Origin of the sequence: Bradyrhizobium sp. B120, from assembly GCF_049075665.1 — a bacterium.
Classification (GTDB): Bacteria; Pseudomonadota; Alphaproteobacteria; order Rhizobiales; family Xanthobacteraceae; genus Bradyrhizobium.
Window position 1 is genome coordinate 1,689,935 of record NZ_CP185242.1, and the last position, 14,709, is coordinate 1,704,643.

Sequence of the window (14,709 nt, forward strand, 5' to 3'; positions counted from 1 at the left end):
CGGTTCCTTGAGGTTGCACGGGAACACCTACGCGGGGTCGAACCGTAGTTCGATAGACAAATTAGCATATTTGCCTTAGAAAATAAGGATCAAGTCAGGTATTGCCTTACATATGACAGATATAGACAAGACAGACCGCAAAATCCTCTCGATCCTGCAAGGGGATGGCCGGATCGCCAATGTGGAACTGGCCGAGAGGATCGGCCTGTCGCCGACCTCGGTCGGCGAACGGCTGAAGCGGCTGCAGCGCGACGGCTTCGTCGAGGGCTATGGTGCGCGGCTCAACCCGCACCGGCTCGGGCTCGGCCTTCTGGTGTTTGTCGAGGTGCTGCTCGACAAGACCACGCCCGATGTATTCGAGAAGTTCGCCAGGGCGGTCCAGATCGCGCCGGAAGTGCTGGAGTGTCACATGGTGGCCGGCGGCTTCGACTATTTGGTCAAGGCGCGCGTCGCCAACATGAGCGCCTATCGCAGGTTTCTCGGCGAGACCCTGCTGGCGCTGCCGGGCGTGCGCGAGACCCGAACCTACGCTGTGATGGAGGAAGTCAAGCGCGACGCGCCGCTGCCGGTCGGCTGATGGGCTCCGGATCTGATCCACAGCCATGCGCAGGATGTCTTGGCAGCGCGACGCACCCGCGATAATTCTCCCCCCAGTTGGGGGCCGCGACATGGACGATACCAATCAGCCGATACGAGCGAAGCGAGCCGGGGTTGCCGGCGCGTTATGCGCGGCCATCTTGTCCCTGTCCGCAATGACGCCGTCCCGCGCGGCCGAGTTCAGCTCCGGCATCATGCAGCTCTATACATCGGTCTCGATCTATCCACCGTCGGCCTCGGCGATGACGGTGTGCTACGGCTTCGTCTGCCGGCGCCGCGAGATGCTCGACTTCAGCGGAGCCGACCGGGCGGCCCTGACCAGGATCATGGCCACGGGCCGCGCCAACGCCGCCGCCGAACGCGCGGCCGTGCAGAAGGCCGTGATCTGGTTCGACCGCCGGATGGGGCCGATCCTCGGCACCGACAAGCGCGTGGCGAAAGCGGACTTCCGCGCCAACGACGACAAGCACAATTACGATTGCTGGGACACGACGCGCAACACGACCAGCCTGATGCTGGTGATGCAGTCGTGGAATCTGTTCAAGTTCCACGACGTCGGGGATCCCCACTACCGCGGGTTTTCGTTGGGACAAACGCCGCACAACACCGCCGTTCTGCTCGAACGCACCACCAAGGTGGAATGGGCCGTCGATCTCTGGCCCCGCGGCTATCTGCAACCGCCTGACGTCATGACCGTCGCCAAATGGGTGACGGAGGATTGAACGGCTGAGCGTTCGTGCCGCGCGCGTTCCGAGGCGGCCGAAAAGAGTTCAACGCCGTGGCGCGCGGGCGCCGTGCCCGCTCCGCCGAACGTCACGTCGTGTGATGTTGGATCGGCCCTCACTCCCGGATCGTGTCCGAGAGTGCGCCGCTGGATCTTGCGCCGTGCGCTAGACCTTGAGGTTCTCGGCTGATGTCTTGCCGCGATTGGCAATCTCTTCGTATTCAACAGACTGGCCTTCGTTGAGGCTCTGAAGACCGGCCTTCTGAACTGCTGAAATATGAACGAAAATGTCCTTGCCGCCTGTTGCGGGCTGGATGAATCCATAACCCTTGGTCGGGTTGAACCACTTCACTGTACCTTTGGGCATTCCAGTCGTCTCCGCGGAATCAATCGAAAACAGACCAGTCGGTCCCCGCACAAACCGGCTTGTCCGTACCGCACAGGATAGCAGTTTGAAAAAAGCTGGGTAGATCAAACCACGGTGTGTTTTCGCCCGGAAACAACCCGCTTTGCAGGGTTTTGGCGGCGGATTGCCTGTTTCGTGGTCAATTGATGCGCTGCAAAAAAGATCGGTTCCGCTGACCCGAATTGGATCAATAGCCCCGCGCGCGGGCGTTCGGCCGGCGCGCGGGGGATGGATCGGCCGCGTCTCAATAGGTCGCGGAAAGATACTCGACGATCTTGCCGACGTCGGCCTGGTCGATCGGCGCGCCGTAGACCTTGATCATCTTGGTCACCTCGGCCTGCCAGAAGTCCTTCTTGAACTTCTCGCCCTGCGGCTGGGTCTTGATGTAGTCGGCCGAGTGGCAGGCGGTGCAGTTGTTCTGCACCACGTCGAGGTTGGGACCGGGCTTGAAGGTCGCGGTCTCCTCGGGAAGCGCGTAGTTGACGGGCGCGGCCATCGCAGCTCCGATCGACAGCATGGCGATCGCGGCGAGGGAGGGAAGCAGCTTGCTGGTCATGATGCTTCTCCTCACGCCGCGGTGACGCGCACGGTTTCGACGACATTGCGCAGATAGCCGGCGGGATTCCACAACGGATCCATCGGCTGGGTGTCGCCGGCATTGTTGGTGGCGCGCACCTTCAGGTCCAAGGCGCCCGCCGGGAGCGCCACCTTCAGCTTCCATTCACGGAAGGCGTATTTGCCGAGATCCTTGCCGAGCTTGGCCGGTGTCCAGCTCTTGCCGTCGTCGATCGAGACCGCGACCTCCTTGATGCCCTTGCCGCCGTCGAAGGCGATGCCGCGCAGCGTGGTGCGGCCGGCCTTCAGCTTGGCGCCGTCGGCAACGCTGGTGATGAACGAGCGCACCGTGAAGCGGTTGATCGGGATCGTCGCCTTCGGTGCGGTGCCGGGCTCGACCGCATTGTTCGGCGTATCCGGAATCCGGTAGGCCGACTTCATCCAGAAGCCCTCGAAGACGTTGTCGATCACGGTGATCTCGTTGAGGTGCTTGACCCAATAGGTGCCGTAATAGCCGGGCACCACGAGGCGGAGCGGGAAGCCGTTGAGGAATGGCAGGTCCTCCCCGTTCATGCCCCAGGCCAGCATCACCTCGCCGTCGCGCGCATGGTCGATGTCGAGCGCCTTCACGAAGTCGGGCGTCGTGTCCATCACCGGACCGTCCATGCCGTTGAAGGTGACCTGCTTGGCGCCGGCCTGCACGCCGGCCATGTCGAGCACGGTCTTCAGCGGCACGCCGTGCCAGCGTGCGCAGCCCATCGCGCCGTTGCCGAGCTGACCGCCGGCGACGCGTGGATTGAAGAAGCCGCGGCTGTTGCCGGAGCACTGGTTGACGGCGACGAGCTCGACAGCCTTCAGCTTCCGGATGTCCTTCAGCGACAGCCTCACGGGCTTGTCGACCTTGCCCTTGATCTCAAGCGTGAACTTGTCCGGATCCAGATCGTAGGGGATGCCGGCGAGGTGATAGCGGACGAAGAACGCGTTGTTCGGCGTGAGCGGACCGTCGTTGAAGACCGCAAACGGCGTTTCCAGCTGCGGCGGCCGGGCGGTCAGGCCGATCATCGGGCGCTTCTGCGGGTAGCGCACCAGCGGGCGTTCGCCATTGCCGAAAGGCAGCGTCACGGTGTCGAGGGCGAATGCGCCCCTTGATCCCAGCCCCGCCACCAAAGCGGCCAACCCGGCGCGCTTCATCAAGTCTCGTCGATCGAGCATTCCGCTTCCTCCGAAGCTGTTCTGTCGTGAGCCGGTCATCACCAGGCTCACCTTGCCTTGCGCGCCTTCGCATCATGGAATGCGCGCGGCGACAAATGTCGCACCTGACAACCCCAAGTCAATTGAGCTTTCGCAGCGTTGCGTCGCAACAACGAGAAGCCCCGGTCGCATGCGGCGACCGGGGCATTTCCATCCAAGTCGAAGGCTCGATCAGTAGCAGACGTTCACGGTGCGATAGCGATAACCGTAGGGCGTCATCACCAGGCGGGTGACGTAGCAGCCGGAATCGACGAAGCCGACGGAGATGCCCGGGCCGCCCCAGAAGTGATGGTGATGCGGATGCCAGAAGAACGGCTTGGCCGAAGCCGAGGTCGGCGCCAGCGCGGCGGCAGCAAGCGTTGCGGCGGTCGCGAGAGCAAGCGTGACTTTGCGAAGCATGGTCGTCTCCTTCAGATGCGCGTTGACCTCTGTCGCGGCGCGGTTGCAGTGTTACCCATCGCCAGTCAGTCGCATCCGGCACCGGGCGCGTTCGAGCATCTCTGCTGAACGCAGCTTCGGATGTGCGGCAGATCACATTCGGTGAAGGGGGAGATGAACCGGTCAGGCCGCGACGGCGTGCCGGTCGTCGACCAGCGTGGCCAAGACGCGCGTCGCCTCGACGGTGCGCACGGTCATCGGCGCGTTGCGGCCGCGGATCGCGACCTCCTGCGCCGGCAGGGCATCGTCGGCGAGCCCCGCGGTGACGCGCACCTCGTCTGAGATGACCGCCTCGCAGGCCAGCGCTTTCGTCATGTCCTGCAGCCGTGCCGCGACGTTGACGGCATCGCCGAGCGCGGTGAACACCATGTGGTCGCGATAGCCGATGTCGCCCACGATCACCTCGCCGCCATGGATGCCGACGCCGAAGCGGATCGGCTCGCGCAAATCGTGGCTGAGGAACTGGTTCAGCTCGTCGATATTGGCTGCGATCAGCGCCGCCGCGCGCAGTGCCTGGCGGCAGGCCACCTGCCGGTCGGTGCTGAGCCCGAACAGCGCCAGCATGCCGTCGCCGATGAACTGGTTGGGCCGCCCGCCGGCTTCCAGCACCGCCTGCGACACCGCGCCGAGGAAGCGGTTGACGATGAACACGGTGTCGAACGGCAGCCGCTTCTCGGCAAGCTGCGTCGAGCCGCGCATGTCGACGAACATGCTGACCAGATAACGCTCCTGGCCGACCCGCGTCGGATTGGAGGCGTGCGAATTGGCCGACATCGTGTGCGGCAGGAACAGCTGGAAGAAGGTCAGGTCGCCCGTCGGCCGCAACTGGCAGGCCAGCCGGATCGACGGATCGTCGGTGCCGACCCGGTGCAGCACGAAGGCCTCGCGCGGCGAGGGCTCGGGCAGTTGGGCGTGATCGCCGATGATGCGGATGCGGCAGGTCGAGCAGCGCGCGCGGCCGCCGCAGACGCTCGCATGCGGCACGTTGTAGCGCAGGCTCGCTTCCAGCACGCTCAGTCCCTTCGGCACCCGTAGCGTGCGGCCGTTGCCGTAGGACAGCGCGATCGTGCCGCCGCGGCGCTCAAGCAGGGCACGCGCGCCGCGCGCCAGCAGCACGAGGGCGAGCAGGCCGAGATAGCCCATCGTCAAGCCACCCGTGATCTTCTCGAGCGTGGCAGCCTGGGCCGCCGTGCCGAGCTTCTGCACCGACAGCTCCTCGCGCCGCCAGTCGGGATCCTGATAGTCCTCGATGGTGGCGCGGCCGCCCTGATAGATGCCGAGCATTGCCAGCGTCGGGATCAGCACGGCCGTGGCCAGCAGGAACGGCGCGGCCCACCGGAAGAACGCGCGCAGCCGCAGCCAGAAATAAAGCCCGATGCAACCATGCACCCAGGCGATCAGCAGCACCGCAAACATCAGCCACAACCGGACCGGCGAGGCGATGAAGAAGGTGTAGAGCTCCTGCGGGTAGAGCTTCTCGTGCCCGTACAGGGTCTGGCCGAGCCGCACGCCGACGATGTGGATGATGATGAAGACCGGGATGCTCAGGCCGAGCACCAGCTGCAGCGGCTCGATCGCCTTCCAGTGGAACTCGCGGCGCTGATACAGCGCCCAGATGCCGAGCCCGGTATGCACCAGGCAGGCGCCGTAGAACACGATCGCGACCGGCAGGAACTGCCAGAACTCAGTGTGGTAGTGCACCCCGATCGCCATCGCCTCGGTCGAGATGTTGCCGAGCGCGTGGTTGAGGAAATGGCTGACCAGGTAGGCGAACATGATCGCCCCCGTGACCAGGCGAACCTGCCGCTGGCCGACGCCGCGGGCCATTTCCTGCAAATGTTCGCGCGAGGGGGAGGCCATGTGATTCATATCGGCAATTCTAGTGCTTAATTCCCGCGCTGAACACCACCGCGGGTCCGGACGGGCCGCGGTAGCGGGCTGGGCGGCACGTTGACACTCCGTTAAGAGTCGAACAAAAAGCGCCGTGACGATAGCCCGAGCCCAATCCGGAGCCGATAACATCAGCGTTAAGCCGGCCCGTTCGCGCGCGCCGGATTGGCGTGGCGTCATCGCCGTGATGGCAGCCATGACCGCGATGCGGCTGGTCTATGCCCATGCGCTCGATCTGCGCACCGACGAGGCCTACTACTGGACCTGGTCGAAGGAAAACGTGCTGTCCTTCCTCGACCATCCCCCGATGGTCGCCTGGTTCATCCGTTTTGGCACAGCTGTTCTCGGCGACACCAATCTTGGCGTCCGCCTCGGTGGCATCGTGGCGATGCTGGCGACCCAGCTCCTGCTCGCCGACATCGTCCGCCGCGTGACATCGAACAATGTCCGCGCCGTGATGCTCGCGCTGCTGCTGCCGGAGGCGGCGCTTTATTACGGGTTGTTAATGGCCAAGGTCGCGCCCGATACGGCGCTGATCCCGTTTTCGGTTGCGATGCTGTGGTCGCTGGTGCGGCTCGCGCAGAGCAATGACGGGCGCTGGTGGCTGGCCGCGGGGCTGTTCGCCGGGCTGTCGCTGCTGTCCAAATTCACCGCGATCATGTTCGCGCCGGCGGTGCTCGCCTTCGCGCTGGTGCCGGACTGGCGCTGGCGCTGGCTGCGCAGCCCGTATCCTTACCTTGCCGCGCTGATCGCGATCGTCGTGTTCTCGCCGGTCTTGATCTGGAACGCGGAGCATGACTGGGCCTCGTTCCGCTTCCAGGCGGTGCGCGCCACCGTCGAGCGCGATCTCACCTTCCGTACGCTCGGCGAGTTCATCGGCATGCAGTTCGGCCTGGTCGGCTTCGTGCTGCTGCCGGTGACGCTGTTCGGGACAGTGCTGACGGCATGGCGCGGCTATGTCAGGCGCGAGCCGGTCGCGATCCTGCTCGCGACATCGGTGCTGGTGCCGTTCGCCTATTTCCTCTGGAAGTCGCTGACCTTGCGGGTCGGCGACACCTGGCCGATGTTCCTGTGGCCGGCGGGCTTTGCGGCGGTTGCCATCAACGTCACGCGGATGCCGTTCGAGGGTTGGTCGGTCGGGCTCATCAAGTCGACCGTCTCCTGGGCGCGGACCGCGATCACATCGGGCATCGTGTTCGTCGTCTGCGTCTTCCTCTATTATATGTTCGTGCCGTGGAATCTGATCGGCCGCACCGATCCGATCGGCACCGAGGCGGGCTATGATGTGCTGGCCGCGCATACCCTGGCGCAGGTGCAGGCCACCGGCGCGACCTGGGTCGCGACCACGGATTATCGCACCTATGCGATGCTGCGCTGGATGCTGCGCGGGCGGGTGCCGGTCATCGAAATCAATGAGCGCGGCCGCTTCCAGGGCTTTGCCGACCCCGGCATGAACTTGATCAGGGATCACGTCGGCATCTATGTCGGGCGCGAGCCCGAGAACAATCTGCCGCTATGGAGCGAAACATCAGCAGTGCGCCAGCCGCTCGAGCGCGTGACGCGAAGCTGGCGCGGCATGGTGATGGACACCTATGCGCTCGAGAAGATCAGCGGCTGGACACCCGATCTGTCGCCGCCGCCGGACACCACGTTCTTCCGCTGGCGCGTGCTGGCGATGCTGAGGGAGCCTTGCGAGATCACCTTCTCCCCTTGTGGGAGAAGGTGGCAGCCGAAGGCTGCCGGATGAGGGGTCTCTCTCCGCTGGCGAGGTGCGCGGAGAGAAACCCCTCACCCAAGTGAGTTCGTGGCGGGCAGCTGAGCTGCCCTCTCCCACAAGGGGAGAGGGCGCAGTAACGGGCGTCTGCTCTGCGTTGAAGAAGCGATAGCTACTCTTCTTCCTCGCGCTTGCGGATCAGGTCCTTCGCCAGGTCGGTCAGCGCGGGGCGCGGCAGGGCGTTGAAGGGAAGCGGGCGGGTGACGTCGATGGCGGCGAGGCCGAGGCGGGCGGTCAACAGGCCGTTGAGCATGCCTTCGCCGAGCCGCTGCGAGAGTTTTGCCGCGATGCCGTGGCCAAGCATCTGCTGGATCAGGCTGTCGCTCGCGGCCATGCCGCCGGTGATCGCGAGGTGCGCGATGACGTGGCGCAGCAGGCGGATCATGCCGAGCGCACCGGGCCGGCCGCCATAGAGCCGCGCCAGCTGGCGGATCATCCGCAAGCTCGCCACGAACACGAACAGCACGTCGATCATCGCGCGCGGGCTGACCGCCGTGACGACGGAGACGCGCTGCGCAGCTGATGACACCAACCGCCGCGCCTCCTCGTCGAGCGGCGTCATTAGTTCGCGCTCGGCGAGGCGGATCATGTCGGCGCCGTCAATGATGTCGTCGGTATGGCTCTGCAGCGCGCTGCGGGCGCGGGCGAGCTGCGGGGTCTGGTGCGCGAGCTTGAGCAGGTCGGCGACAACAGCCCGGCTCGCGGCGCGGTCGTCGCTGATCAGCACCTCAGCCGCGCGCAGATGCAGCTTCTCGATGGTCGCAAGCCGCGCCAGGCCGACCAGCTCGCGTGTGCTCACCACGGCCAGCGCCACCGTGGCGATGACGGCGAGCCCGAGCCCGAGGACGCCGAGGCCTTCGTTGCGCGCGAACAGATCCTCGACCAGGTTGATCACGCCAAGCCCGGTGCCGAGCACCACGAGGCCCGCGACCGCGCTCCAGAACAGCGTGCCCCAGCGGAAGCCGCGGCGCGCCGGCAGCAGCGGCGTATCAACCGGCACTGGAAGCTGCGCGGGCTCGGCCTCGGGCACGATCTGGATCGTGCCGCGGCTGAGGCGGCCGCTGTCGTCCGGATCCATCACGACCACGCCGGGATCGTCGAGCTTGAACGTCGCCGGCCGCCGCGGGGGCGTCTTCTCGTTCATTGCAGTTTGTCTCCGATCAGGAACTGGAGGGCGCGGTCAAGGCGGATGTGAGGCAGCGCCGGCTCCGCATCGCCGCCTCGTTCCAGTTTCGGCGGCCGGAAGCGCAGGAAACGATAATCGGCGGCCTCGGCGCCGGCGCTCGAGAGGCCGCGGAATCCGCCGTTGAACAGCTCCTCCGGATTGTCGGGCAAGTCGCCCGGAAAGGTCGCAACTTCAGTTTCGCCATCCAGCGTCCCGCCATTGGCGGCCTCGCCCTGCGCCGGCGTGCCGAGGATCGAGGGCAGCCGGTCGCGGCCGCGTGCGACCTGCGCTTCGCGCGTGGCGCGCACCGCGGCGAGCGCCACCACGTCGATGGCGGCGCCGGCATATTCGGCGCGCTCGGCGGCCTTGGCCACGATCCGCCGCAGCACGGCTTCCAGCCGGTCGTGGCTCTGGTGATGCAGATGGTCGGCCTTGGTTGCCGCGAACAGGATGCGGTCGATGCGCGGCCGGAACAGCGAACTCAGGATCGTGCCGCGGCCGATCCGGAAGCAGTCGAGGATGCCGGCCAGCGCCGCTTCGAGATCATGCAGCGCCTCGGGGCCGGCGTTGAAAGCGGCGAGCGCGTCGGCCAGCACGATCTGGCGGTCGAGCCGCGCGAAGTGGTCGCGGAAGAATGGCCGTACCACGACGTCCTTGTAGGCCTCGTAACGCCGCCGCATCATCGCCCACAGCGAGCCGTCGGGCGCGCTGCCGTCGACAGGCACGTCGAGCGGCGCAAAGGTCAGCGCCGGCGTATCGGCGAGATTGCCCGGCATCAGGAAGCGGCCGGGCGGCAGCAGGCTCATCGCGAAACGTTCGTCGCGGCAGGCGCGCAGATAATCGGTGAACAGTCTTGCCTCGGTGCGCGCGGCCTGCTCGTCCTCCTTGGCCTCGGGCTGCAGCGTTGCGAGATGGGCGTGCCAGGGCGCCGCGAGCTTTGCGCGCAGCGGCTCGCGCGACAATGCGAGGCTCTCGGCCGACCATTGCTCGTAGCTCTTGTTGAGCAGCGGCAGGTCGAGCAGCCACTCGCCGGGATAATCGACGATGTCGAGGGTCAGCGTGCGGTCCGCGCCATTTTGCCGCTGATACTCGATCACGAGGCGGAGCTCGGAGATATCGGTGGTCGAGCGCGGCCAGCTCCGCTCCTCGATCAGGGTGCGGACATGGTTCTCGTAGGCGAAGCGCGGCACCGCATCGTCGGGCTGCGGGGCGAGATAGGCGCGCGCGATCCGCCCCGAGCTATAGGCCTCGAACACCGGGAAGCGGCCACCGCGGGTCAGGCCATGCACCAGCGCGGTGATGAACACGGTCTTGCCGGCGCGCGACAGGCCGGTGACACCGAGCCGCACCGTCGGCTTGAAAAGGCCCTCGCTATAGTCGAGCAGCGCCCGCGCCGACAGACGCGCTTCCTCGACGATATCAGAGAAGCGGGGGGGCATGGAGGGTTAGCGAAAAGATCCGGCAGGAGGAGCCAAAAGAGGCGGGCGATCACCCGCAAGGTGGCGATTATCGGGCCAAAATCAAGTTTCACATTTCCGGCGCCTTTGCAGGCGAGGGATTGCGAGGGGAATTGAATGCGTCGCACCACCCCATGGTCAAATCGGCACACCGGAAAGCCTGTATGACGGTCTTTCGCCTGAAGCAAATCTCGACCTCGATCCACGCGGCCGGCGCCGCGCTGTGGAACTACGACCGTGCCGAACTGATTGCGGACGGAGTCGTCCACCTCGTCGGCGTCTGTTTCGGGCTGGTTGCCGCCACCGCGCTGATCGTGCTGACCGCGGTGTACGCCGGCCCGTTCGATATTGCCGTGGTCTCGGTCTATGTCGCGGGCCTGCTCGCGATGCTGACGCTGTCGGCGACCTATAATCTCTGGCCGGTGTCGCGCGCCAAATGGGTGCTGCGGCGCTTCGATCACTCGGCGATCTATTTGTTGATCGCCGCGACCTACACGCCGTTCATCGTGGAACTGAAGGACAGCACGTTCGCCATCGCGCTGCTGGTCGGCGTGTGGTGTGTCGCGATCGTCGGGATCTGGCTGAAGCTCGCCTATCCCGGCCGCTTCGACCGGCTCGCGGTCGGGCTTTATCTCGCGATGGGTTGGAGCGGCATCATGCTCTACGACGCCGTCGTGAAGGCATTGCCGGCGAAGGCGCTCGGCTTCGTGCTGGCGGGCGGCATCCTCTACAGCTTGGGGGTGATCTTCCACTCCTGGCGGCGGCTGCGCTTCCAGAACGCGATCTGGCACGGCTTCGTGCTGCTCGGCGCCGCCTGCCACTATACGGCGGTGTTCGACGTGGTGCTGGCGAGCTGAAGTTCTCGCCATCTGCGGCGGATGGGCTATCATGTTTCGTGATAGCGCATTCAGCCCTCTTACCGTCACCCTGAGGAGCCGCGCAGCGGCGTCTCGAAGGGTCGACGGCCACCAGCCGGGCCGTGCATCCTTCGAGACGCGCTCCGCGCTCCTCAGGATGACGGGAGATAGGGGGCGGAGTGAGCAGAGCGACAGTGTGCAAGCAAAGATATCGGGAGGATAGCCATGCAGGTGGCAGGTAAAGTCGTGGTGGTCACCGGCGGTGGCAATGGCATCGGCAAGGCGTTGTGCGAGGCGTTCCACGCCGCGGGTGCGTCCAAGGTCGTGGTGGTCGACCTCGACCATGCGGCGGCCGAGCACGTCGCGGCCTCGGTCGGCGGCGCCGCGTTCAAATGCGATGTCGGGCAGGAGAAGAACATCCTGCACGTGATCGACGAGAGCGAGCGCATGTTCGGCCCGATCGCGCTGTTCTGTTCCAATGCCGGCATCGGCGGCGGCTTCGACCCGCTGTCGAAAAATGCCGGCGGCACCTCGGACGAGCCGTGGTCGCGGAGCTGGGCGATCCATGTGATGGCGCATGTCTACGCAGCGCGGCATCTGGTGCCGCGCATGAAGGTGCGCGGCGGCGGCTACTTCCTCAACACGATCTCGGCCGCAGGCCTGTTGTCGCAGGTCGGCAGCCCGGCCTATTCGACCACCAAGCACGCCGCGGTCGGCTTTGCCGAAAACCTCGCGATCTCGCACCGCGCCGATAACATCAAGGTCTCGATCCTCTGCCCGCAGGGCGTCGACACCAACATGCTGCGCTCGATCCCGAGGGGCCCGCAATCCGGCGACGGCGATCTCTCCGCCGACCAGGTCGCACAGGATGCGCTGAGGGGTATCGAGCAGGAGACCTTCCTGATCCTGCCGCACCCGCAGGTGCTCGGCTACATGCGCAAGAAGACCGAGAACTACGACCGCTGGATCGGCGGCATGGCCAAGATCCAGGCCAAGATGCGGGAGGCGCAGGGGAAGTGACTTGTGGGAAAGACTGACCGCGCAAGTCGTTGCGATGTGAGGTGAGCACACTAGTCAGGCTCCCTCTCCCCTTGTGGGAGAGGGTGGGGTGAGGGGTGGCCCCGGGCGAGATCGTTGATCGTAGTCTCGCTATCGCAATTTCGGCCGCGCGTCGTTCGAGTAGATCGAGAGCGCACCCGTGTGGCACCCCTCTCCCTAACCCTCCCCCACAAGGGGGGAGGGAACCCTTTCGCCGGTGCCATCCTCACGTGAGGTAGCCTTACTCCTTCGCGAGTTGCGCGATCTTGTCGCGCAGATAGGCGTCCATCAAATCGGGCGCGGAGGCGCCGAACATCCTGATGCGGCCGGTGTGCAGCAACAGCAGCAGGCCAGTGGCGTGGGCGAAGCAATCCACCATCACGGTGTTGGCCGTCTGCCTGGACGCGCCGAGCGCCTCGGCGGCTTCCGCGATCGGATGCAGCGCGGCCTCCAGCGCGGCGTTCAGCTCGCGGTCGCGGTCATGGCCGAGCCCGGCCGGCTTCATGCCGCCGCGGAACAGATAGAAGCCGAGATCGAGGTCGCGCGGGTTATCCGCATAATAGCGGAAGAAGCCCATGCCGGCGGCGTGCAGCCTCTGCTTGGCGCCGCGCGTCGTCGCGACCGCCGCGCTGACGGCTTCGCCGAGCGAGGCCAGCGATTGTCGCAGCACCTCGGCATAGATCGCTTCCTTTGAGTCGAAGTGGAAATACAGCGCTGCCGGGGTGTAGCCGGCCCGCGTCGCGATCGCCCGCAGGCTTGCGCCCTCGAGACCTTCCTCGGCGAACACGCTGCGCGCCGCATCGAGGATCAGCTCCCGCTTGTGGCGGCTGACCGCTTCCTTCCTGCTCTCGCGCGTCTGCATGGTCGGGCGAATCCGTTCTTGACTCAATTTTAACAGCGTTAGATAATTTAACGATGTTAGAATAAATGATCAAGGGAGAAGCGCCATGCTGATGACGGCTGCGGACTACCGGGAATCCCTGCGCCGCTACAAGCCGCGGGTATTCGTCAACGGCGCGGCGGTGGCGAGCGTTGCCGATGAGCCGCTGCTGGCGCCGGGCGTGGCCGGTGTCGGCGTGACCTATGATTTCGCGCTGCGGCCTGAGCACGCGCCGATCATGACGGCGCGGCAGGGCACCTCGGGCAAGACCGTCAACCGTATGCTCCACATCAACGAGAGCGCGCAGGACCTGCTCTACAAGCTCGAGGCGGTGCGGCTGGTGTGCAGGACGTCGGGCTGCGCGCAGCGCTATCTCACCCATGATGCGCTCAATGGCCTCTATCAGGCGACCAGGCTGACCGACGATCGCCACGGCACCGACTACAGCCAGCGCTTCCTCAATTATCTGCACGAGGTGCAGGACCAGGACCTGACGCTCGGCATCGCCATGACCGACGCCAAGGGCGATCGCTCCAAGCGCCCGGGCCTGCAGGCCAATCCGGACGTCTATGTCCGCATCAACGAGCGCCGCCCCGACGGCATCGTGATCCGCGGCACCAAGGCGATCGTGACCGGCGCGCCCTACATGCACGAATTCCTGGTCATGCCCTGCCGCACTCATGTGCCCGACGACACGGATTTTGCGGTCTGTTGCGCCGTGCCTGTTGATGCGCCCGGCGTCACCATCGTCGCGCGCCCGGCGGGCCGGCCGGGCGATGCATCGGCGAAATTCTCGGCGAAGTATGGCCAGTCGGTCGGCGTCGTGATGTTCGACGACGTGTTCGTGCCGCATGACCGTGTCTTCCTCGCCGGCGAGGCCGAGGAGGGCGGCTTCCTCACCACGTCCTACGCCACGCATCACCGCCATTCCTGCATCGGCGCGCGTGCCGGCTTCGGCGATCTGCTGATCGGCGCCGGTGCGCTGATGATCGAGGCCAACGGCCTCGATGCCGAGAAGCACGCGCATATCCGCGAGGCGATGGTCGAGCTGATCACCATCACCGAGAGCTTCTATGCCTGCGGCGTCGCCTCCTCGGTCTATTGCACGAAGGATCCGGCCGGCTCGGTGATGCCGGATGCGGTCTTCTCCAACATCGGCAAGCTGCTGCTGGCGACCAAGATCTACGACATGCACCGCGTCGCGCATTACGTCTCCGGCGGCCTGATCGTCGCGCTGCCGGGCCCCGACGAGGACCACAATCCGGAGACGCGCGCCTCGCTCGCCGCTGTCATGGGCGGGCGGCCCGATATTCCGGCCGAGCAGCGCGCCGAGGTGGCGCGGCTGATCGAGGACCTCACGGTCTCGCACGAAGCCGGCTGGTATTCGGTGATCTCGCTGCATGGCGGCGGCTCGCCGGAGGCGATGAAGCGCGAGATCTGGCGCAACTATCCGGTCATGGAGAAGGCCGAGCTGGTCGAGAATCTGCTCGGCCGCGGCCTTGTCGACGAGGGACAGCGGGTGTCGAAGCAACCCGGCCGCTGTTGCGCAACCGGCTGCGAGGTGCCGACGCCGTCAGCGCTTGCGCTGGAGCAGGTGCCTGATCTCGTCAGGTGAGCACGCTATTCAGGCTCCCTCCCCCCTTGCGGGGGAGGGCTGGGGAGAGGGGTAAGCCCCGG

The 14,709-nt window shown here is 65.8% G+C and carries 14 protein-coding genes; 6 read left to right on the top strand and 8 right to left on the bottom strand.

Annotation, left to right across the window (positions count from 1 at the left end; all coding sequences use genetic code 11):
* Positions 1–112 precede the first annotated feature (112 nt).
* Together ACOIX3_RS08000 and ACOIX3_RS08005 are read left to right on the top strand one after the other, a co-directional pair.
* Positions 113–577, top strand: coding sequence for an Lrp/AsnC ligand binding domain-containing protein (locus ACOIX3_RS08000; protein ID WP_420969226.1), 465 nt, complete (start codon positions 113–115; stop codon positions 575–577).
* Positions 578–668: 91 nt separating this feature from the next.
* On the top strand, positions 669–1,319 hold the full coding sequence (locus ACOIX3_RS08005) for a hypothetical protein (RefSeq protein WP_420969228.1): 651 nt from the start codon (positions 669–671) through the stop codon (positions 1,317–1,319).
* A 168-nt stretch (positions 1,320–1,487) separates the two neighbouring features.
* Here ACOIX3_RS08005 and ACOIX3_RS08010 read toward each other — a convergent pair whose 3' ends face one another.
* The 5 genes from ACOIX3_RS08010 to ACOIX3_RS08030 all read right to left on the bottom strand — a co-directional run bounded on the left by ACOIX3_RS08010 (position 1,488) and on the right by ACOIX3_RS08030 (position 5,840).
* Positions 1,488–1,688, bottom strand: coding sequence for a cold-shock protein (locus tag ACOIX3_RS08010; RefSeq protein ID WP_021079749.1), 201 nt, complete (start codon positions 1,686–1,688; stop codon positions 1,488–1,490).
* 283 nt (positions 1,689–1,971) lie between these two features.
* On the bottom strand, positions 1,972–2,283 hold the full coding sequence (locus ACOIX3_RS08015; protein ID WP_420969230.1) for a c-type cytochrome: 312 nt from the start codon (positions 2,281–2,283) through the stop codon (positions 1,972–1,974).
* Positions 2,284–2,294: 11 nt separating this feature from the next.
* Positions 2,295–3,494 (bottom strand): molybdopterin-dependent oxidoreductase, encoded by a 1,200-nt coding sequence (locus ACOIX3_RS08020; protein WP_420969232.1) that lies wholly within the window; start codon positions 3,492–3,494, stop codon positions 2,295–2,297.
* A gap of 210 nt (positions 3,495–3,704) precedes the next feature.
* Positions 3,705–3,932, bottom strand: a complete 228-nt coding sequence (locus ACOIX3_RS08025) for a hypothetical protein (protein WP_420969234.1) — start codon at positions 3,930–3,932, stop codon at positions 3,705–3,707.
* Positions 3,933–4,094: 162 nt separating this feature from the next.
* Positions 4,095–5,840 carry an adenylate/guanylate cyclase domain-containing protein gene (locus ACOIX3_RS08030; protein WP_420969236.1) on the bottom strand — a complete coding sequence of 582 codons (1,746 nt, stop codon included), beginning with the start codon at positions 5,838–5,840 and terminating at the stop codon, positions 4,095–4,097.
* Between the two features lie 208 nt (positions 5,841–6,048).
* Here ACOIX3_RS08030 and ACOIX3_RS08035 point away from each other — a divergent pair, with 208 nt between their 5' ends.
* Positions 6,049–7,608: a glycosyltransferase family 39 protein gene (locus ACOIX3_RS08035; protein WP_420969238.1), complete on the top strand. Its 1,560-nt coding sequence runs from the start codon at positions 6,049–6,051 to the stop codon at positions 7,606–7,608.
* A gap of 139 nt (positions 7,609–7,747) precedes the next feature.
* On the opposite strand, the gene ACOIX3_RS08040 is transcribed toward ACOIX3_RS08035, so the two are convergent.
* Together ACOIX3_RS08040 and ACOIX3_RS08045 are read right to left on the bottom strand one after the other, a co-directional pair.
* On the bottom strand, positions 7,748–8,779 hold the full coding sequence (locus ACOIX3_RS08040) for a YcjF family protein (RefSeq protein ID WP_420969240.1): 1,032 nt from the start codon (positions 8,777–8,779) through the stop codon (positions 7,748–7,750).
* Positions 8,776–10,239: a YcjX family protein gene (locus tag ACOIX3_RS08045; RefSeq protein WP_420969242.1), complete on the bottom strand. Its 1,464-nt coding sequence runs from the start codon at positions 10,237–10,239 to the stop codon at positions 8,776–8,778. The genes ACOIX3_RS08040 and ACOIX3_RS08045 overlap by 4 nt, the downstream gene beginning before the upstream one ends.
* 182 nt (positions 10,240–10,421) lie before the next feature.
* Here ACOIX3_RS08045 and trhA point away from each other — a divergent pair, with 182 nt between their 5' ends.
* A complete protein-coding gene (gene trhA / locus ACOIX3_RS08050; protein WP_420969244.1) occupies positions 10,422–11,114 on the top strand; it encodes a PAQR family membrane homeostasis protein TrhA in 693 nt (230 codons plus the stop codon).
* 225 nt (positions 11,115–11,339) lie between these two features.
* Positions 11,340–12,134, top strand: a complete 795-nt coding sequence (locus ACOIX3_RS08055; RefSeq protein WP_420969246.1) for an SDR family oxidoreductase — start codon at positions 11,340–11,342, stop codon at positions 12,132–12,134.
* Between the two features lie 259 nt (positions 12,135–12,393).
* Here ACOIX3_RS08055 and ACOIX3_RS08060 read toward each other — a convergent pair whose 3' ends face one another.
* Complete coding sequence (locus ACOIX3_RS08060) at positions 12,394–13,014, bottom strand: TetR family transcriptional regulator (RefSeq protein WP_420969248.1); 621 nt, start codon at positions 13,012–13,014, stop codon at positions 12,394–12,396.
* Positions 13,015–13,099: 85 nt separating this feature from the next.
* On the opposite strand from ACOIX3_RS08060, the gene ACOIX3_RS08065 reads away from it, so the two are divergent.
* Positions 13,100–14,647, top strand: a complete 1,548-nt coding sequence (locus ACOIX3_RS08065) for a 4-hydroxyphenylacetate 3-hydroxylase family protein (protein ID WP_420969250.1) — start codon at positions 13,100–13,102, stop codon at positions 14,645–14,647.
* Positions 14,648–14,709 lie beyond the last annotated feature (62 nt).

Coding starts and splice junctions, on each gene's coding strand:
- ACOIX3_RS08000 (WP_420969226.1), top strand. CDS start 113: ATGACAGATATAGACAAGACAGACCGCAAAATCCTCTCGATCCTGCAA.
- ACOIX3_RS08005 (WP_420969228.1), top strand. CDS start 669: ATGGACGATACCAATCAGCCGATACGAGCGAAGCGAGCCGGGGTTGCC.
- ACOIX3_RS08010 (WP_021079749.1), bottom strand. CDS start 1,688: ATGCCCAAAGGTACAGTGAAGTGGTTCAACCCGACCAAGGGTTATGGA.
- ACOIX3_RS08015 (WP_420969230.1), bottom strand. CDS start 2,283: ATGACCAGCAAGCTGCTTCCCTCCCTCGCCGCGATCGCCATGCTGTCG.
- ACOIX3_RS08020 (WP_420969232.1), bottom strand. CDS start 3,494: ATGCTCGATCGACGAGACTTGATGAAGCGCGCCGGGTTGGCCGCTTTG.
- ACOIX3_RS08025 (WP_420969234.1), bottom strand. CDS start 3,932: ATGCTTCGCAAAGTCACGCTTGCTCTCGCGACCGCCGCAACGCTTGCT.
- ACOIX3_RS08030 (WP_420969236.1), bottom strand. CDS start 5,840: ATGAATCACATGGCCTCCCCCTCGCGCGAACATTTGCAGGAAATGGCC.
- ACOIX3_RS08035 (WP_420969238.1), top strand. CDS start 6,049: ATGGCAGCCATGACCGCGATGCGGCTGGTCTATGCCCATGCGCTCGAT.
- ACOIX3_RS08040 (WP_420969240.1), bottom strand. CDS start 8,779: ATGAACGAGAAGACGCCCCCGCGGCGGCCGGCGACGTTCAAGCTCGAC.
- ACOIX3_RS08045 (WP_420969242.1), bottom strand. CDS start 10,239: ATGCCCCCCCGCTTCTCTGATATCGTCGAGGAAGCGCGTCTGTCGGCG.
- trhA (WP_420969244.1), top strand. CDS start 10,422: ATGACGGTCTTTCGCCTGAAGCAAATCTCGACCTCGATCCACGCGGCC.
- ACOIX3_RS08055 (WP_420969246.1), top strand. CDS start 11,340: ATGCAGGTGGCAGGTAAAGTCGTGGTGGTCACCGGCGGTGGCAATGGC.
- ACOIX3_RS08060 (WP_420969248.1), bottom strand. CDS start 13,014: ATGCAGACGCGCGAGAGCAGGAAGGAAGCGGTCAGCCGCCACAAGCGG.
- ACOIX3_RS08065 (WP_420969250.1), top strand. CDS start 13,100: ATGCTGATGACGGCTGCGGACTACCGGGAATCCCTGCGCCGCTACAAG.